The 17,226-nt window shown below is 71.2% G+C and carries 17 protein-coding genes; 9 read left to right on the top strand and 8 right to left on the bottom strand.

What is annotated here, in order from left to right; translation table 11 throughout:
- Positions 1–85 precede the first annotated feature (85 nt).
- From AB3X10_RS00980 to AB3X10_RS00995, 4 genes are all read left to right on the top strand, one after another.
- Positions 86–961 (top strand): LysR family transcriptional regulator, encoded by an 876-nt coding sequence (locus tag AB3X10_RS00980; RefSeq protein ID WP_369978282.1) that lies wholly within the window; start codon positions 86–88, stop codon positions 959–961.
- Between the two features lie 252 nt (positions 962–1,213).
- Positions 1,214–1,600 carry a BlaI/MecI/CopY family transcriptional regulator gene (locus AB3X10_RS00985; RefSeq protein ID WP_228320807.1) on the top strand — a complete coding sequence of 129 codons (387 nt, stop codon included), beginning with the start codon at positions 1,214–1,216 and terminating at the stop codon, positions 1,598–1,600.
- A 2-nt stretch (positions 1,601–1,602) separates the two neighbouring features.
- On the top strand, positions 1,603–3,465 hold the full coding sequence (locus AB3X10_RS00990; protein ID WP_369978285.1) for a M56 family metallopeptidase: 1,863 nt from the start codon (positions 1,603–1,605) through the stop codon (positions 3,463–3,465).
- Positions 3,466–3,531: 66 nt separating this feature from the next.
- Positions 3,532–4,644: a saccharopine dehydrogenase family protein gene (locus AB3X10_RS00995; protein WP_369978286.1), complete on the top strand. Its 1,113-nt coding sequence runs from the start codon at positions 3,532–3,534 to the stop codon at positions 4,642–4,644.
- A gap of 391 nt (positions 4,645–5,035) precedes the next feature.
- On the opposite strand, the gene AB3X10_RS01000 is transcribed toward AB3X10_RS00995, so the two are convergent.
- Entirely contained in the window at positions 5,036–6,151 is a 1,116-nt protein-coding gene (locus AB3X10_RS01000; RefSeq protein WP_369978288.1) for a ribonuclease H-like domain-containing protein, read from the bottom strand.
- Positions 6,152–6,495: 344 nt separating this feature from the next.
- Positions 6,496–8,991: a DEAD/DEAH box helicase gene (locus AB3X10_RS01005; protein WP_369978290.1), complete on the bottom strand. Its 2,496-nt coding sequence runs from the start codon at positions 8,989–8,991 to the stop codon at positions 6,496–6,498.
- Positions 8,992–9,171: 180 nt separating this feature from the next.
- Between AB3X10_RS01005 and AB3X10_RS01010 the strand changes: the two genes are divergently transcribed.
- From AB3X10_RS01010 to AB3X10_RS01020, 3 genes are all read left to right on the top strand, one after another.
- The gene (locus AB3X10_RS01010) at positions 9,172–9,459 is read left to right on the top strand and encodes a HigA family addiction module antitoxin (protein ID WP_369978292.1); all 288 of its coding nucleotides are present in this window, start codon (positions 9,172–9,174) and stop codon (positions 9,457–9,459) included.
- A gap of 149 nt (positions 9,460–9,608) precedes the next feature.
- Complete coding sequence (gene trhA / locus AB3X10_RS01015) at positions 9,609–10,271, top strand: PAQR family membrane homeostasis protein TrhA (RefSeq protein WP_369978294.1); 663 nt, start codon at positions 9,609–9,611, stop codon at positions 10,269–10,271.
- Between the two features lie 127 nt (positions 10,272–10,398).
- Positions 10,399–10,851 carry a hypothetical protein gene (locus AB3X10_RS01020; protein WP_369978295.1) on the top strand — a complete coding sequence of 151 codons (453 nt, stop codon included), beginning with the start codon at positions 10,399–10,401 and terminating at the stop codon, positions 10,849–10,851.
- A gap of 190 nt (positions 10,852–11,041) precedes the next feature.
- Here AB3X10_RS01020 and AB3X10_RS01025 read toward each other — a convergent pair whose 3' ends face one another.
- The 4 genes from AB3X10_RS01025 to AB3X10_RS01040 form a co-directional block, all read right to left on the bottom strand.
- The gene (locus AB3X10_RS01025) at positions 11,042–11,467 is read right to left on the bottom strand and encodes a BA14K family protein (protein WP_369978297.1); all 426 of its coding nucleotides are present in this window, start codon (positions 11,465–11,467) and stop codon (positions 11,042–11,044) included.
- Between the two features lie 215 nt (positions 11,468–11,682).
- Positions 11,683–11,976, bottom strand: coding sequence for a DUF2388 domain-containing protein (locus AB3X10_RS01030; protein ID WP_369978299.1), 294 nt, complete (start codon positions 11,974–11,976; stop codon positions 11,683–11,685).
- Between the two features lie 227 nt (positions 11,977–12,203).
- Positions 12,204–12,395 carry a hypothetical protein gene (locus AB3X10_RS01035; RefSeq protein ID WP_369978301.1) on the bottom strand — a complete coding sequence of 64 codons (192 nt, stop codon included), beginning with the start codon at positions 12,393–12,395 and terminating at the stop codon, positions 12,204–12,206.
- A gap of 266 nt (positions 12,396–12,661) precedes the next feature.
- Positions 12,662–13,501, bottom strand: coding sequence for a helix-turn-helix transcriptional regulator (locus tag AB3X10_RS01040; protein ID WP_369978303.1), 840 nt, complete (start codon positions 13,499–13,501; stop codon positions 12,662–12,664).
- Positions 13,502–13,607: 106 nt separating this feature from the next.
- Between AB3X10_RS01040 and AB3X10_RS01045 the strand changes: the two genes are divergently transcribed.
- Complete coding sequence (locus AB3X10_RS01045; protein ID WP_369978305.1) at positions 13,608–14,501, top strand: SDR family oxidoreductase; 894 nt, start codon at positions 13,608–13,610, stop codon at positions 14,499–14,501.
- A gap of 36 nt (positions 14,502–14,537) precedes the next feature.
- On the opposite strand, the gene AB3X10_RS01050 is transcribed toward AB3X10_RS01045, so the two are convergent.
- Positions 14,538–15,449 carry a hypothetical protein gene (locus AB3X10_RS01050; protein ID WP_369978307.1) on the bottom strand — a complete coding sequence of 304 codons (912 nt, stop codon included), beginning with the start codon at positions 15,447–15,449 and terminating at the stop codon, positions 14,538–14,540.
- Between the two features lie 199 nt (positions 15,450–15,648).
- A complete protein-coding gene (locus AB3X10_RS01055) occupies positions 15,649–16,194 on the bottom strand; it encodes a lysozyme inhibitor LprI family protein (RefSeq protein WP_369978309.1) in 546 nt (181 codons plus the stop codon).
- Positions 16,195–16,494: 300 nt separating this feature from the next.
- On the opposite strand from AB3X10_RS01055, the gene AB3X10_RS01060 reads away from it, so the two are divergent.
- The gene (locus AB3X10_RS01060; RefSeq protein WP_369978312.1) at positions 16,495–17,190 is read left to right on the top strand and encodes a hypothetical protein; all 696 of its coding nucleotides are present in this window, start codon (positions 16,495–16,497) and stop codon (positions 17,188–17,190) included.
- Positions 17,191–17,226: the final 36 nt, after the last annotated feature.

A 17,226-nucleotide genomic window follows, 5' to 3' on the forward strand; every position in this document is an offset into this window, starting at 1 on the left:
CGTTGCGGTGACGAGACGATATGCCGTTGCGAGAGCAATACGAAGATGCCAGGATGTAGACTCCTCGTTTCAAATATGAAACACCATGGATCTGAACGCCCTGACCGATTTCGCCCTGGTCGCCGCCAATCAAGGCCTGGGCAAGGCCAGCCGCGCGAGTGGCAGATCGAAGGCGACCCTGTCGCGGCGCATCGCCGAGCTCGAGGAGCAACTGGGGGTGCGGTTGGTCGAGCGCAGCGCACGCGGCCTCAGGCTCACCGAGGCCGGGCAGCTGCTGATGGACCGCACCGAAATGCCCTTGAACGAAGTGGCCGAGGCCCTGACCGCCGCGCGCGAGGGGCTCTCGGCACCGCGAGGACGCCTGCGCGTGGCGTCTCCGGTGCTTTTCTCGCAGTTGGCGATGGGCAGCATCGGCGCGGATTTCTGCGCGGCGTATCCGGAGATCACGCTGGAGGTGGTGGCGGACGACCGCACGGTGGATCTGGTGGAAGAGCAGTTCGACGTCGCCATTCGGATCAACCCCAGCCCGGATAGCGGCCTGGTCGGACGCTGCTTCGCCAGGGATCGGCTGGTCGTCGTGGCCGCGCCCTCCGTGGCAATGCCGTCCGGCGGCGCGGTCAGGCCGGTGCCCGGCGTCGTCATGTCGAGCTTCCAGCCGACCACGTGGACGCTCGATGGCGGGCGCCTGGTGCTGGAACCCATCCCGAGGCTGAGGTTCTCCTCGTTCCTGATGGTCCGCGACGCGGCGATCGCCGGCGGAGGAGTGGCGCTGATTCCGCAGTCGATCGCCTGGAACCAACTCGCGCGCGGCGAGTTGGTGCAGTGGGGGACGATCTCCGGCGTGGAGCCGGCGCTGTGGGTGTTGCACACCTCCAGGCGACTGGCCGCGCCGAAGGTGCGGGCCTTCGTGGACTTCATGTGCGCCAGGTATCCGGATGCATCGCTGGTCCTGAAAGGGTAGGTCGGCGTCCTCTTTCTTGGACCATCGCGTCACCGTAGCGGCCGTGCTGGATGGAACAGCTCCAGCGAAGAGATCGCGCTGCATGGCGGATGTCTTTCTCGCATCGAGAGCGAGGATCGCGTGCCCTTGCGCGCGCACCGAGAGGCGAAGCCTCGGCGCCGACCGGCTCTTCCGGCAATGACCGACGGCCTATTGACTACAGGTGTCGCCACGGGTAGGTTTGGCGACACGTGTAGTCACTGGGGCGGGCGGATGCGACGCAAATCGATCGGGGACCAGGAACTGGCCCTGCTGCAGTACATCGGCGAACAGGGCGAGGCCAGCGTGGGCGAGGTCGCCGCCGGCTTCGGCGAGACCCGCGGGCTGGCCCGCTCCACCGTGCTGACGATGATGGAGCGGCTGCGCGCCAAGGCCTATCTGCGCCGGCGCCAGGTGCAGGGCGTGTACCGCTACGCCGCCACCGCCGGACAGGACGACGTGGTGCGCAGCGCGGTCGGCAGCTTCGTCGAGAAGACCTTGCAAGGCTCGGTGTCGCCGTTCGTGGCGTGGATGTCGCAGCGCGCCGAGGTCAGCGACGACGAGCTGGCGGAACTGGAGGCGCTGGTCGCCAAATTGCAATCGCAGCGGCGGGAGGATTGAGCATGGACACGATCTTCGGCACGAGCTTGTTCGAGACCCTGCTGTCGCGGCTGCTGGCGACCAGCGTGCAGGCCGCGGTGCTGGTCGCGGCGATCTGGGCGCTGTGCCGCTGGCTGCCGGCATTGCCGGCGGCCACGCGCTGCCGGCTGTGGTGGCTGGTCGGCGCGCAGACCGTGCTCGGCCTGCTGTGGGCCGGCGCCGTGCACCTGCCGGTGCTGCCTGCCGCGCCGGCGCCGGTCGCGGTGGCCGCGACCGCATTGCCGGCCGCGTCGCTGCAGGCCGCGGGCGCTGCAAATGCAACGGCTGCAGCAGCGCCGCATGCCTCCACGCCGCAGGCCGCCTCTGCCGCCGCGCCGCTGTCTTGGGCGCAGGCGCTGGTCGCGCTGTGGCTGGCGGGCGTGTTGCTCGGCGTGCTGCGCAGCGCTCATGCCTACCGCGCCAGCCGGCGCCTGGTGCGTGCCAGCGTGCCGTGCACCGATGCCGCCTTGCTCGGCGCCTTGCGCCTGGCCGCCGACGCGCACGGCCTGCGCGAGCCGCCGCAACTGCGGCTGTCCGCGCAGATCGATTCGCCGCAGCTGATCGGGCCGTGGCGGCCGGTGCTGCTGTTGCCGGCGCAGCGCCTGGCGGCGATGCACGCCGACGACCTGGACATGGCGCTGACCCACGAACTGGTGCACCTGCAGCGCCGCGACCTGTGGTGGGGCCTGTTGCCGGCGCTGGCGCAGCACCTGTTCTTCTTCCATCCGCTGGTGCACCTGGCGGTGCGCGAATACGCGCTGGCGCGCGAAGCGGCCTGCGACGCGGCGGTGGTGGCCGGGCACCGGCACTGCCGGCACAACTACGCGCGCCTGCTGGTGCGACTGGGCGTCGCGCCGCGGCCGGCGGCCGGCGTCGCCAGCGCCTCGCCCAGCTTCGTCAGCCTGAAGCGGCGGCTGCTGATGCTGCAGAGCACCGCATCGTTTTCGCGCTTGGGCGCGGGGCTGATCACCGCCGCGATCGCGCTGGCCGGGGTGATGCCGCTGCGCCTGGTCGCCAAGCCGGTGCTGGCCAATGCGACGCCGGTTGCTGCATCGCCCATCTCGCCCGTCGCGCCGGCTGCACCGGCCACGCCTGCGGCACCCGCGGCCCCGGCGGCCGCGCCGTCGATCGTGGCGAGCGTGCTGGCCCGGCCCGCGCCCACGCCCCCGACGGCGCCGCAGCCGCCGGTCGCGCCCACGCCTCCCACCGCGCCAAATCAGGCCGACGCGCTGGTCACCCAGGGCCGCATCTCGCTCGGGCAGCACGACGACCGCGATGCCTACGTGCTGGTGCAGGACGGACACAACCTGATGGACGCCTCGCTGGACGACCTGCGCGAAGCGCGTCGCCTGGCCGGCAACGGCGACCTGCTGTGGATCCGCCATGACGGCCGCCGCTATGTGGTCCGCGACCCGGACGCGCTGGCGCACTTCGAGGCGCTGCACGCGCAGACCCTGGACCTGGCCGATGCGCAGGCCGAACTGGGCGACCAGCTCGGCGATCTCGGCGAGCGCCAGGGCGACCTGGGCGAACGCATGGCGGAACTGAGCTCGCAGATGGCCGAGAGCGCCGCCCGCCAGGCCGAGGCGGCGGTCGCCGCCAGCCGTGGCGCCGCCAGCCAGGCGCAGATCGATCGCATGGCGGCGCTGCGCGCGACCGAGCAACTGCGCCGGCAGGACCTGGGCAAGAAGATCCAGGATCTGGCCAGGCAGCAGGCGCAACTCGGCCTGCAACAGTCCCGGCTGGGCAAGCAGCAGGCCGATGCCAGCCTGCGCGCGCGGCAGCAGGCCGAGGAGTTGATCCGCAAAGCCATCGCGCAGGGGCTGGCGACGCCGACCGACGGCTGAGCGATTCCCCGCAGGCGGCGCCGGCGCGGATAATCGGCGCGGACGCCGCAGGACGGGCAGGGGACGATGGCGGTTTGCAAGGTGGTGGTACTGGGCGGCTACGGCCATTTCGGCGCGCGCATCGTGCGCGCGCTGGCGGCGACGCCGACGCTGCAGGTGATCGTGGCCGGGCGCCATCCCGCCGCGGCGGCGGCCAATCTGGCGGGCGCGGACCTGGGCGGCGTCGCCGTGTGCCGGCTGGACACCGCGGCGGCGGACTTCCCGGCGCAACTGGCCGCCACCGGCGCGGACATCGTCGTGCACAGCGCCGGACCGTTCCAGGGCCAGGACTACACGGTGGCGCGCGCCTGCCTGCAGGCCGGCATGCACTACATCGACCTGGCCGACGGCCGCGCGTTCGTGCGCGATTTCCCCGCCGCGCTGGATGCGCTGGCGCGGCAGGCCGGGCGTAGTGCGATCAGCGGCGCCAGCACCCTGCCGGCGCTGTCCAGCGCGGTGGTCGATGCCCTGCGCCCGCGCTTCTCGCAGCTGCACGACATCGACCTGGTCATCGCGCCGGCGCAGGCCACGCCGCTGGGCATGGCCACGGTGCGCGCGGTGCTGTCGTATTGCGGGCTGCCCTTCGAATGGTGGTGCGATGGACGCTGGCAGCGCACGCGCGGCTGGGCCGCACCGCAGCGGGTGACCTTCGCACGGCTCGCCCCGCGCCTGGCCGCGCCCTGCGATGTGCCCGATCACGACCTGCTGGTGGCGCGCTATCCCGGCGTGCGCAGCGTGCGTTTCCGTGCGGCGCTGGAACTGCCGTTCCTGCAGCGCTGCCTGGCCGCGCTCGCGCGCCTGCGCGGACTCGGCGTGCCGCTGCCGATGCGGGCGCTGGCGACAGCGTTCGCGCGCGCCGGGCGCTGGTTCGACCGCTTCGGCAGCGACCTGGGCGGCATGTCGGTGCGGTTGCGCGGCCTGCGCGATGGCCGCCCGCATGCGCTGTGCTGGGAGTTGACCGCGCCGACCCTGCATGGCCCGGAGATCCCCTGCCTGGCCGCGATCCTGCTGGTACGCAAGCTGGCCAGCGGCGCGGCGTTGCCGGTCGGCGCGCATGCGTGCATGGGACTGTTGAGTCTGGCCGAGTTCGAAGGCGAGTTCGCTGCTTGGCGGATCGAAACGTCGGTGCGGGACATTTAGCGGATTGTTGCCGGGAATCTATCGGCATTGAGGGGGGGGACAGCGCGCCGCGGCTCTTGCCTTCTCCTTGTCGGGACCATGGCCCCCTTTGGGGGGAAGGTGCCCCGCAGGGGCGGATGAGGGTCCGGGCGAAGCCTCGCGCACTCAAAGTCTGCGAGTCGCTTCGCGGCGTACCCTCACCCCAACCCCTCTCCCGGTGGGAGAGGGGCTAAAGCGCGTCGCGCTGTTCCTTTTCCCATCGGGACCATGGCCCCCTTTTGGGGGGAAGGTGCCCCGCAGGGGCGGATGAGGGTCCGGGCGCAGCCTTGTGCATCCAAACTCCGCGAGTCGCTTCGCGCCGGACCCTCACCCCAACCCCTCTCCCGGGGGGAGAGGGGCTATGGACGCTGCGCTACGGCGCTTCCACGAACGGCACCACTTCGCGGTCCTCGGCCTCGGCATCGACCAGGCGCTGCAGCAGCAGCGCCAGGGTCACCACGTCCTGGTGGTTGTGCGCGGCCACGCGGCGCAGGTTGCGCGCGCTGCCGCCGCGCAGGTAGTTCAGCCACGCGGCCGGCGCTTCCGAGCCGGGCAGGTCGTCCTCGCGCACGATGCGCAGCAGCTGGCGCTCGATGGTGGCCAGCTTGCAGTTCTCCCAGGTGCCGCGGTAGCGGCGGCGGGTGGGATGCAGCAGGTCCACATGGTCCAGCGCCGATATCGGGTCGGCGCAGCGCGCCAGCCGGTAGCGGGTCTTCAGCAGCGGCGCGTCGTAGCTGCGGCCGTTGTAGCTGGACAGCACCGTGGTCGGCGCCAGCCACGCGCGGAACGCTTCGAGCATGGCCTTCTCCGCGCCCATCGTGGCCATCATCAGCTGGCGGATGCGCAGGCCCGGGCCCTCGAGCGGATGCAGGAACCAGTCGGCCGCGCCGATCATGAAGGCGCGGGTGCCGGTGCCGCCGGCCAGGCCGGTGGTCTCGGTGTCGAAGAACAGCAGGTCCGACGGCTGCACCGCGTCCTCGCGCCGGGCGAAGGCCAGCGACAGCGCGGCGGCGGGGATCGGCTGCGCCAGGAACGCCTCGATCAGGTGCAGGCCGGGCGCGATCTCCACGCCGGGCAGGTGGCGGTCGGCGGCCTGCGGCTTGCGCGGCGCCGCGGCCGGCGCCACCGCGCGTTCGCGCATGCCGAGCAGGCGCCGCAGCGAAGCGACGTCGGCGCCGCGCCGGTCGAACGGCTCGATCGCGATCGGCGGCGCCACGGCGACGGCGGTGTCGCCCGCGCGCGCGGGTGCCGACGCACGCGGCGCGGGCGCGATGGGCGCCGCATCGGTGTCGCGCGGCGGCTTGCGCAGCAGCGTGGACCCGCTTGCGGGCGTGGCGGCCCTCGCCGGCGCAGGTGTCGATGCTTTGGCGCCGATGGTGCCGGCGGTGCCGGCTGGCCGCACGCCCGGCGCCGACGGACGCGGCGCGTCCACGCTCGCATCGCCGGCCTGTTTGCGCAGCGCACGCAGGCGTTCGAGGCTGATGCTCATGCGTTCCGCTCCAGCAGTGCGCCGGGATCGCTATCGAACATGGTCGATTCGACATCCGGCATCGCGTCCTTCGACGGCAGGCACCGCACACGCAAGCGCTCGAGACCCAGGCTCATGCACGCCACTCCGGCAAGGTGTCAGGGGCGGTGTCGGTTGCACTCGGTGCCTTGTCCGGCACCGCGCCTTCCGCAAGCAAGCGCAACGCACACAGAGGCCCAAGGCCGACGCTCATGCGCTTCGCTCCGCCAGCATGTCGGGATCGACGTCGCTGGCGTTTTGCGAACAATCCGGCACCACGCACCGCGGCAGCAGGCGCAACGCCCATGGATGTTCGGGGCCGATCCTCATGCACTCCACTCCGGCAGCGCATCGAGCTCGCTGTCGATCGCGGTCGTTTCCTCGTCCAGCACCGCACCTTCCCGCAACAGGCGCAGCACGTGCAGCGCCAGCGCCTTCGGCGTGGTCGCGCTCTCTTCCTGCGCGGCCAGCACCGGACCGACGCAGGCCGGGCAGCCGGCCACGCAGTCGCAGCGCTGCACCAGTTCGCGCGCGCGCTGCACCAGCTCGGCCTGGCGCTGCCACAGCGGCTCGCTCAGGCCCACGCCGCCGGGGAAGTTGTCGTACAGGTACACGGTGGGCACGAACTGCTGCAGCTCCACGCCGACCGGCTCGCCGTTGTCGCCGCCGCGCAGCTGGCCGCGGCCCTTGGCGTCGGCCATCGCGAACCAGGCACCGTCGCCGTCGCCCACCGCCTTCTGCAGGTCGCGCGCGTCGGCCATCACCGCCACCGTCGCCACCACGTGCAGCGCGTAGGCCGCGCCGAGGAAACCGTCCAGCGCGTCCTGCTTGGCCGCGAACGCCTTCAGCAGCGTGGCCTGCGGCAGCTGCCACCACACCGCGGTGGTGTGCAGCTCCTGGTCGGGCAGGGTGACCGGGCCGTAGCCGATGTTCTCGTGGGTGTAGTAGCGGATCTTCTTGTAGCCGGCCACGCGCCGCACCACGTGCACCTCGCCGTGGTGGCTGTCGCCGCGCCCGGCCGCGCCGCCGTCGAAACGGTCCAGCACCTTGAGCTTGGTGAAGTCGATGCTGTCGGTGTAGTAGTCCACGTGGGTGCGGGTGACGTAGGCCTTGCGCCCTTCCCAGTCCAGCTTCTCCACCTGGTACGGGGTGCTCTGCACCATGTGGATCGCGCCTTCGTACAGCGTGAGCGCGGCGGCGGAATAGTCCACTTCGGCGATGATCTGCTGCTTGCCGTCGGTCTTGTCGACGACCACGAAATTGCCGTCGGCCACCGAGCGCAGGCTCACCGCGTTGGCCGGGTAGCTGTCGGCGATCCACTCCCAGCGGTCGCCTTCCTGGTGCACCACCTCGCTCTCGGCCAGCGCTTCCAGGAACACCGCCGGATCCACCGGCCCGAATGCCTCGCCGGCGACGAAGGTCAGCTCGAACGCGGCGCAGCGGATGTGGTCGAACAGGATCAGCGGCTGGTCCGGGGCGATGCGCGCGTGCTCGGGCGAGGCGTCGGCGAAGAAGTCCGGATGCCGCACCACGTACTGGTCCAGCGGTTGCGAACTGGCAACCAATACGCCGAGCGAGGGCTGCTGGCGGCGCCCGGCGCGGCCGAAGCGCTGCCAGGTCGCGGCCACGCTGCCGGGGTAGCCGTTGAGCACCACCACGTCCAGCGAGCCGATGTCCACGCCCAGTTCCAGCGCCGAGGTGGAGACGATGCCGTCGATGCTGCCGGCACGCATCGCGCGCTCGGCCTCGCGGCGCTCGGTCGGTAGATACCCGCCGCGGTAGGCGCGGATGCGCGGCGGCTTGCGCGGGTCGTGGTCGAAGATGTCCTTCAGGTACTTGGTCAGCACTTCCACCATCAGCCGGGTCTGCGCGAACACCAGCGTCTTCAGTCCGGACTTGATCGCGATGCGCGCGATGCGGTTGCTCTGCGAGCGCGCCGACGCGCGCAGGCCCAGGTCGGCATTGACCACAGGCGGGTTCCACAGCAGCACGTGCTTGTCGCCGGACGGCGCGCCGGACTCGGTGATCGCATGCACGCGCTGCTCGATCAGCGCCTCGGCGTGCGCGCGCGGATTGCCGATGGTGGCCGAGCACAGGATGAACTGCGGGTTGACCCCGTAGAACGCGCAGATGCGCTTGAGCCGGCGCAGCACGTTGGTGACGTGGCTGCCGAACACGCCGCGGTAGGTGTGGATCTCGTCGATCACCACGTAGCGCAGGTTCTCGAAGAACTGCGCCCACTTGGTGTGGTGCGGCAGGATCGCCTGGTGCAGCATGTCCGGGTTGCTGACCACGATGTCGCCGTGCAGGCGGATCGCCTGGCGCGCGTCGCCCGGCGTGTCGCCGTCGAAGGTGAAGGCCTTCACTCCCAGCTCGCCGGCGCGGTTGAGCTCCAGCAGCTCGGCCACCTGGTCCTGCGCCAGCGCCTTGGTCGGGAACAGGTACAGCGCCTTGGCCTGCGCGGTCATCGCCGCGGCCACCACCGGCAGCGTGTAGCACAGCGACTTGCCCGACGCGGTCGGGGTGACGATGGCCACGTGCTCGCCGTGCTGCGCCGCGTCCCAGGCCTCGGCCTGGTGGCTGTACAGCTGTTCGATGCCGCGCGCCTTCAGCGCCGCGGCCAGCGCCGCCGGCACGTCGGCCGGGATCGGCGCGTAGCGGCCTGCGCGCCCGGGAATCATGAAGCTGCCGGTGATGCGGTCGTGGTAGCGCCGCTCCAGCCGTTCGGTCAGCAGCGCGCCGTCGCGCGAAGGCTCGCCGCCGGTGGTGGACAGGGCGCGCTCGGCGTCCTCGGTGCGGCGGGCTAGGGCGTGGGCGGGCATCGGCACGGCTCTCAAAGCGGGACAGGGAAGCGGAAACGCGTCTCAGGGTATGAGACGCGACACGGCGGATGCGAATGGAACGACTGACCGCGTTCAGAAGACACCCGGGCTGGCATCATGCGTGCAAGCCACCGCATCGGGCATAGCATGCGCCGAAGCGCGCCGATCGAGCCAACCGCCATGAAGACCCTGCCCAACATCCACCCCGGCGAAGTCCTGCTGGAGGAATTCCTGATCCCGCTGGGCCTTAGCCAGAACGCACTGGCGCGTGCCGCCGGCGTGCCGCCGCGCCGCATCAACGAAATCGTGCTGGACAAGCGCAGCGTCACCGCCGACACCGTCCGGCTGGCCGCCGCACTGGGCACCAGCGAGCGCTGTTGGCTCGGGCTGCAGGCGGACTACGACCTGGAACAGGCGCGGCGCGCGCTGGGCGCGCAGGCGCGGAAGATCGTGCGCATCGCGGCGTAGACGCAGGCAGGCGCGTGCCTGCCGTCGCAATGCCGGGCGACGCCGGCAGTGGCCGGCCGAGAAAGCCGACCTGATCGTCGCGACCAGCGCGTATCCTGTCGTCCCCCCTCGCGCAGCGGCGCCGTCCCCCGACGCGTCGAAGACCCGCCTTGTCCGTGCCTGCTCCCGCCATCGCCCCGCACTACAAAACCGCCCGCGCCCGTCGCGCCGACCTGATCGTGCATGCCGCCGGGTTGCTGCTGGCCATCGTCGGCGGCGCGCTGCTGGTCTGGCGCGCCCACGCCAACGAAGCCCTGATCCTGGCCACCTGCGTCTACGCGCTGGGCATGCTGGCGATGTTCGCCTGCTCGGCGGCCTACAACTTCGCCCCGCCGCAGCGCCAGCCGATCCTGCGCAAGCTCGACCACGCCGGCATCTTCGTGATGATCGCCGGCTCCTACACGCCGCTGTTCGTGCTGACCCTGTCCGGCGCCTGGGTCTGGTCGATGACCCTGGCGGTGTGGGGCGTGGCGCTGTTCGGCGCCTTCGCCAAGCTGTTCCTGCCGGGCATCAGCAAGGGCTTCTGGGTCGCGATCTACCTGCTGCTGGGCTGGGCCGGCATCGTCGCGATCAAGCCGATCATGGCCGGCCTGGACAGCGCCGTGCTGTGGTTCATCGCCGCCGGCGGCATGTTCTACACCGTCGGCGTGGGCTTCTACGTGCGCAAGTCGATGGTCTACAACCGCGCCATCTGGCACGCGCACGTGCTGGGCGGCGCGCTGTCGCACTGGTGCGCCATCTGGCTGTGCCTGCGGCCGCTGCCGGCGGCGTGAGCGGCGTGCGCAGGCGCGCCCTGCCTGCGTCGTGCACCGATACGGCAGCCGCGGCGATGGTGACGTTCAGCCGCCGACCGTAAGCTCGGCACCTGCCATGGCCATGCATGGGAAAGGACCGATCTCGATGGGCAATGCCGCGCGTTTCGTCGTTGCTGCAGCGCTGCTTGGCGCAGTCGCGCAGGCGTATGCCCAACAGGCCGAGCCCGCGCCCGTCGCCAGCTCCCCGCCGCAGCAGGACATCCAGACCCTCGAGGAAGTGCGCGCGCTGCCGCCGGATGTGGAGCAGCCGCTGGACCTGTACCGCTTCAAGAATCCGGTCAGCGCCCAGCCCAACCGCTTCGACAAGGACTGGCGGCCACCGCCCTCGGTGGAGCAGGTCAGCCAGGGCGGCGGCTACCTCGCGCTCGGCATCTACTACGTGGCCGGCAAGGCCGCCAAGGGCCTGCACACCCTCACCGGCGCGCCGGACCAGGTGCAGCCGGCCATCGCCCGCCCGCCGCCGCTGAGCGACGCGCAGATCCGCCGCGCGGCGAGTCTGTGCGACGCGCAGAACGCGGACTGTGTTCCGCAGCAGTGAGTCGAAGTGGCGTTGCCGCCGATGTGAATCGCGCCATGGCGCGGCGGCGGCCATCCCGTAGACGATTCCGCCGCTGCGCTATCTGAGATCAACAGCGCGGCGTTCGGCTTGTGCCGGCACGCGTTGCACTCATCCAGGCATCAAACCTGCATCGCCCTCTGCGCGGACCGCGCAGAGGGCGGTCTCGCGCTTACAGCGAGCAGCGCAGACGGCGGCCGCGGGTGACGAAGGTGTCGGTGCGTGCGTCGTAGCTGCGATAGCGCTGCTGGCACGCGCGCACGTGACGATACCAATCGTCGTGCCGGGACCGGTGCGCAGGAGGGTTGCCCGGACGCGGACCCCATTTCGGATCCCAGCGGCCGTAGCGCTTGTCGTCATGGCGCTCGTCCCTGCGGCGATCGTCGCGGCGGTCGCCGGGCCGATCGTCATGCCGGTCGTCGTGCCGGGCCTGGTCGTGGCGATCGGTGCCGAGCTGGCCCGGCCGCGGCGGGTCGTCGTGGCGCTGGCCATCGTCGTAACGGTTCTGGGGCTGGGGCGGGACCTGGTCCGCGGCTGCCACCGCGGGAAGGCCGGCGGCCAGGGCACAGGCGACGAAAACTCCGAGCATCTTGTTCATTCGATTCTCCATGGGCGGGTAACGCACTGCGTGCGATCCGGCGCTGACGCTACGCGCCCCGATGGGGTGAAGCCGTGATGTCGGCTACCCGCGCGCGCGGCCGGCCGAATCTGGGCGACCCGCGGATGCAGCGCGGTTGGTGGGTCGCCTGCGTCAATGGCGGCCGGGATGCCGGATCGGGCCGCCGCCGTGGGGCGACAGCCGCCGGCCCGGCGTCACTGGGTCAGGATGGCCTGGGCCAGTTGCAGGTCGCTGGCCTGCCGCGCGTTCGGATCGCGCTCGCGCAGCAACCGCAGCGCCGACTCCAGCTGCGCACCGCGGATGCGGCCCTCGCTGGCGACGAAGCTCGCGGCATCGTCGCGCGCCTGCAGGACGATTTTGTCGTCGCCGGAGCTGCTGCTGCCGGCCGAGGACGCGCCGGCAGACGTGCCGGCGAAGCTGGAGGCCTGGGCCAGCATCGGCAGGGACAGGCTCGCCAGCAACGCGCCGGCCAAGGTGATCTTGTTCATCGAATCGCTCCAGGGTGGATTGCAACGGGTTCCCGGCGGCCGGCGCCGGACGTTCCGACATCGCCGCGGCACACCGCCGCGGCGAATGCATCATCGCGTCGAATGGCGCCGCGCGCGGTATCCCTCCGCCGCGCGTGCAACGCTACGGGTGCCGGCCCGCGCCGACATGTTCCGGCGGCATTGCGTGCGGCGCTGCAGGCGTTCGTTGCACGGCGATGCCGGCACGTTCAATCGCGCCGGCCGCAGCGGCCCGCGCGGCTGCGCGACAGCATCGCTGCGATCGTGTGCAGGCGCCGGCTCATCCAGCCGGCTGCCGAATGGGAGCGCGGGGGCGGGATTTCAGGAAGATCGAACAGTGCCTGCTCGCCTGGACGCAAGGCGGGCGAGGACGCGGAAGTGGTGGAACGGTGCGGCTTCATGGGGGAGGCCTGGTGGTGAGAGGGCAAAGCACGGGGAGACGCATGACACGGCCACGCTGCAACGACGTTGCGCCACGACGACGACGCGGTCTCGTTGCCGCCACGCCCGCGCGGACCTTTCCGCTGGGCATGACATAAATAAACCAAACTGTACGGTTCTATTATTTGGCCGGGCGGCTGCGCTTGTCAACACGGACGCAGGAAACAGTTCATCTCGCGGCCAGCCGTTCCGGCCGACGCACGCCGCGCGCCCGCCCAGGACGATCTCAGTCGCCGGTCTCGGCCGTGCCTTCCAGCAACGCGGCGATGCGCGCGGCATCCTGCGGCGTGGACGCGGTGTACACCACCAGCCCCAGGTCGGGCTGGCCATCGACGGCGAAGGCGGAATATTCCAGGCAGATCCGTTCCCGGCCGGGCTTGTGGATGGTCTTGCTGCCTTCGCCATGGCTGCGGACGTCGCAGTCGTTCCAGAGGTCGCGGAAGCGCGCGCTGGCCTGGCCGAGTTCGGCGACCACCTGCTCGGCGCGCTGGGCGACGGCGGCGCCGGCGCGCGCGGTCTCGGCACGGAAGGTGGCCACGGCGAAGCGTGCGACCCGTTCCCAGTCGGGCATGGTCTGCGCCGGGCCGGGCCGGCAGAACACCAGGCGCAGGATGTTGCGCTCGGCCGGCGGCAGCTGGCCGTAGTCGGTGAGCACCGCGCTGGCGGCGCGGTTCCAGGCCAGCACGTCCCAGGCGGCGGTCTTGATGTAGGCCGGGCTCAACGGAAGGGCATCGAGTACGCGCCGCAGCCGCGGGGTGACCTGCGCCGGCACCGGCCCGTGCGTGCGCGGCGGGCGCTGCTGCGCCAGCAGGAACAGGTGTTCGCGCTCGTCTTCGTTGAGGTCCAGTGCGGCGGCGATGCGTTGCAGCGCGTCGGCCGAAGGCGCGCCGCCGCGGCCCTGTTCCAGCCAGGTGTACCAGGTGGCGCTGACGTGGGCGCGCTGCGCCACTTCCTCGCGGCGCAGGCCGGGCGTGCGCCGGCGCGCGACCGGCAGGCCGAACGCGGCCGGGTCCAGGCGCGCGCGTCGCTCGCGCAGGTAGTTGCCCAGTGGATTGTGTGCGCTCACGCCGATGCCCTGCCTGTTAGTCGCCATACCGGTATCGCGCCCCGGCTGCTGCGCCGCGGCGGTCTGCGACAGGATGCACCGCATTCCCTCTCCAAGGAGCATTCCCATGCGTGTGTTCGTCACTGGCGCTACCGGTTTCGTCGGCTCGGCCGTGGTACGCGAACTGCTGGACGCCGGCCATCGGGTCACCGGCCTGGCCCGTTCCGACGCGTCGGCCGAGGCGCTGCGAGCGGCCGGCGCGCAGGTGCATCGCGGCGCGCTGGACGACCCCGACAGCCTGCGCCGTGGCGCGGCCGCCGCCGATGGCGTGATCCATACCGCCTTCATCCATGATTTCTCCCGGCATGCGGAGAATTGCCAGGTCGATGCACGCGCGATCGCCGCGCTGGGGGAAGGCCTGGCCGGCAGCGAGCGTCCGCTGCTGGTGACCTCGGGCACGGCGGTGCTGCCGCAGGGCCGTCTCGGTATTGAGGCCGATCGCGCCGATCCGGCGAGCGCGCCACCACGCGCGATCTCCGAGACCGCGGCGCTGGCGTTGCTGCCGCAGCGGGTGCGGGCGATGGTGCTGCGGTTGCCGCCGTCGGTGCATGGCGCGGGCGACCACGGCTTCGTGCCCGCGCTGATCGGCATCGCCCGCGACACGGGCGTGGCGGCCTATCTGGGCGACGGCAGCAACCGCTGGCCGGCGGTGCACCGCGCGGATGCGGCGCGGCTGTTCCGGCTTGCGCTGGAGCACGGCGAAGCGGGGACGTGCTATCACGGCAATGCCGAGGAAGGCATCGCCTTCCGCGAGATCGCCGCGGTCATCGGGCGGCACCTGCAGTTGCCGGTGCGGTCGCTGCCGGCCGAGGCGGCGCCGGCGCAGTTCGGCTGGATGGCGCGCTTCGCCGGCCGGGACATGCCCACCTCCAGCGCGTGGACGCGCGAACAGCTGGGTTGGCAACCGAGCGGGCCTGGCCTGCTGCAAGAGTTGGACGATGCTGGCTATTTCGCGGGCTGAGCCGGCCGCAGGCGCCGCCGCCGCGCCTCGCCGACGTCAGCCGCAGGCCCAGTCGAACCGCATGTCCTTGAAATCCAGCTGCGCGTTGCCGCCGCCGAAGTTGTAGCCGCCGAACTCTTCCTCGAACTCGATGTAGTACGGGCTGAATTCCGGCACGTTCTGCACCGGGCGCATGGTGCCGCCGAGGTGGTTGGCGGCGTGGCCGGCGGCCCAGTCGTGCTCGCGGTAGTTCTCGGTCGCGATCTCGCCGCCCAGCCAGTAGTGGAAGGGCTGGTAGTCGCCGTCGCCGGGCGTGTCGCGGAAGTACTCGCGCGGCGGCTTGCCGGCATTGGGGTCGCTGGCGCGTGCGCTCAGGCGGAATGGGCGGTGGACGTGGTGCGGATCGGCAGCGTCCGGCAGCGGCGCCGGCTTGCGTTCCCATGCGGCGAAGCCGGCGGCGGCGCCGGCGACGAACCACTGCGGCACGGCCAGCACCTGCTGCAGCGGGCTGTCCACCAGCGGTGGCGGCGGGCAGGGCGGGCCATCGGCTTCGTCCTGGCTGAGCAGGATCACCGCGTAGGCGCAGCCCAGGATGTCGCGCATCCGCGACAGCCGCGGATGCGCCTGCCGCGCGCGTTCCCAGAAGGGCTGCAGCGCCGTGTCGTCCGGCGGCAGCGGCGCTGGCGTATCGACCACGCCCTCCATGCCGTCCGGACTTTCGATCGGGCCGCCATCGTTGTGATCCAGCGCGGTGGCGAAGAACGACAGGGCCACCACCTCCGGGCCGTGCACGCGATAGTCCGGCGGCAGCCTCAGCGTGAAGCCGTGCGGCATCGGGTAGCCGCTGTGCGGATCCAGCGGCCATTGCGCCGGGCGGATCCCGGGCGGCAAGCCGAAGCACCAGCCGTCGCTGTGGCGTGCCGGTGGACCGTTGCACCAATCGTCCAAGGCGATGTCGTATGCCTGCATGCGGTCGTTCCCGGTCCGCGGATCGATGGGATGCGCCGCTGCCGCCTGGACGGTGGAAGGGCGCCTGTAGGAGCGGCTTCAGCCGCGACAGGAAACACGGCGAAGCACATGAGGTCGGATCCTGTCGCGGCTGAAGCCGCTCCTACAGGATTCGGCGGCACGTCCGCGGTGCTCGACCTGCCGCCACGCGTGGACCAGTTCAGCGGGCCGCGCCCAGATACTTCTCCAACTCGTCGGCGCGCGCGCACAGCCGCCACAGCGCCGCTTCGGCGCGCTGCAGGCTCTCCGCCTGGGTGCCGCCGTAGAGCGAATTGTCCAGATCTTTGGCCTGGGCATTGGATTGCTCCCAGGCGTACTGCGCGTCCATCAACCGCGCGCGCGCATTGCCGTCCAGTTCGTAGCGCAGCCGGTCGTAGACCCGCGCCAGGCGATCCTCCTGCAAGGTCTGCTCGCGCTCGATGCAGCGCTCCTGATCGACCCCGCCGCGCGCCTGCTTGCGGCAGCTCAGGTAGGTGGCCGACAAGCCCCTGGGCGCGCCCGAGTTTTCCTGCGGCGGAGGTTGCTGCTGCTGCAACTGCTGAAGTTGTTGCAGTTGCTGCTGCATCAGCTGCTGCTGTTGCATCTGCTGTTGCTGCAGCTGCTGCTGTTGTCCCTGCTGTTGCGCACCGGCCTGGGCACTGGCGGCCGCAGCGCCCAGCAACACGACCCACAACAGCCAGCGGTGCTTGTGTTCCCTGGTTCCCATGCGTCCTTCCCCTTGCATCGTTTCCATGTGCGAAGACAGCTTTACAAGCCTGCGGTTAATGTTTTGCTAAGAATACGCGGCGCGTAGCGATCCTGGCAGTGTCCACCCGCAATGCGATGCCCGGAAACCTGAAATGGCACGGCTGCAGAGATCGGCAGCACGGGTCGCACGGCATGTCGGGGCCATACTCCGACCGCTTCTTCGTCTCGCGACATCGATCTGCCCAGGACCATGGATCGGTTCGCGCGCTCTCACCGGACGCGTACCCGGAGTGCTATGACGTCCAGGCTCTTGCCAGTCGTGCTGGCCACCGCGCTGCTGGCCGCTTGCCAGTCCGAACAAGGCTCCGCATCGGCGCCTGCCGCAGCGACCGCCGATCCCGTGCCGGCAACGCCGGCGATCGCCGCGTCGGCGCCTGCGTCGGTTGCTGTCACGCCTGCCGCGGCATCCTCGCTGCGCGCCGCGCTGACCGTCCTGGCTGCCGCGCAGCCGCCTTCCTGGGCGCAGGTGAAGGCGATTCCCGGTCTGGGCGATCTGGCGCCGGCAGACGGGGTGCGAATCTATCCGGTGGCCGTACGCGGCAAGACCACCCTGGCCGGATTCGGCGAGGCGCCGCTGCCGGACGGCAAGGTGGGAGCGGATGCCGGAACGCGCACGGGCAATGCGGGCGAGGCCAGCGTGACCTTCGCCGGCGATGCGGCGACGGCCTTGCTGGTGGTGGTGCGCAAGTTCTATCCGGGCACCGACTACGCCAAGGTGTTGCGCACGCAGTTGCGCGCCGGCGACCGGGTGGTGCGCCGCGATGGCGTCTGCGACGACAGCCCGCCATCGCCTGCCCCGGCGGCGATGGAGTATTGGGTGGCGCTGGAGGGCGCCGAGCGGCCGCTGGCGGTCACCGCGTCGACGGTCGACGGCGGCAAGAACGGGCCGGGCTACACCGATTTCGAATTCAGGCGCGGCGGCGCCCACGTCACCCTGGCGCAGTGCTCCCAGTAGCATCCACGGTTTCGCGACATCTCCTGGATTGCCTGC

Source organism: Xanthomonas sp. DAR 80977 (assembly GCF_041240605.1).
Taxonomy (GTDB): domain Bacteria; phylum Pseudomonadota; class Gammaproteobacteria; order Xanthomonadales; family Xanthomonadaceae; genus Xanthomonas_A; species Xanthomonas_A bundabergensis.

Coding starts and splice junctions, on each gene's coding strand:
- AB3X10_RS00980 (WP_369978282.1), top strand. CDS start 86: ATGGATCTGAACGCCCTGACCGATTTCGCCCTGGTCGCCGCCAATCAA.
- AB3X10_RS00985 (WP_228320807.1), top strand. CDS start 1,214: ATGCGACGCAAATCGATCGGGGACCAGGAACTGGCCCTGCTGCAGTAC.
- AB3X10_RS00990 (WP_369978285.1), top strand. CDS start 1,603: ATGGACACGATCTTCGGCACGAGCTTGTTCGAGACCCTGCTGTCGCGG.
- AB3X10_RS00995 (WP_369978286.1), top strand. CDS start 3,532: ATGGCGGTTTGCAAGGTGGTGGTACTGGGCGGCTACGGCCATTTCGGC.
- AB3X10_RS01000 (WP_369978288.1), bottom strand. CDS start 6,151: ATGAGCATCAGCCTCGAACGCCTGCGTGCGCTGCGCAAACAGGCCGGC.
- AB3X10_RS01005 (WP_369978290.1), bottom strand. CDS start 8,991: ATGCCCGCCCACGCCCTAGCCCGCCGCACCGAGGACGCCGAGCGCGCC.
- AB3X10_RS01010 (WP_369978292.1), top strand. CDS start 9,172: ATGAAGACCCTGCCCAACATCCACCCCGGCGAAGTCCTGCTGGAGGAA.
- AB3X10_RS01020 (WP_369978295.1), top strand. CDS start 10,399: ATGGGCAATGCCGCGCGTTTCGTCGTTGCTGCAGCGCTGCTTGGCGCA.
- AB3X10_RS01025 (WP_369978297.1), bottom strand. CDS start 11,467: ATGAACAAGATGCTCGGAGTTTTCGTCGCCTGTGCCCTGGCCGCCGGC.
- AB3X10_RS01030 (WP_369978299.1), bottom strand. CDS start 11,976: ATGAACAAGATCACCTTGGCCGGCGCGTTGCTGGCGAGCCTGTCCCTG.
- AB3X10_RS01035 (WP_369978301.1), bottom strand. CDS start 12,395: ATGAAGCCGCACCGTTCCACCACTTCCGCGTCCTCGCCCGCCTTGCGT.
- AB3X10_RS01045 (WP_369978305.1), top strand. CDS start 13,608: ATGCGTGTGTTCGTCACTGGCGCTACCGGTTTCGTCGGCTCGGCCGTG.
- AB3X10_RS01050 (WP_369978307.1), bottom strand. CDS start 15,449: ATGCAGGCATACGACATCGCCTTGGACGATTGGTGCAACGGTCCACCG.
- AB3X10_RS01055 (WP_369978309.1), bottom strand. CDS start 16,194: ATGGGAACCAGGGAACACAAGCACCGCTGGCTGTTGTGGGTCGTGTTG.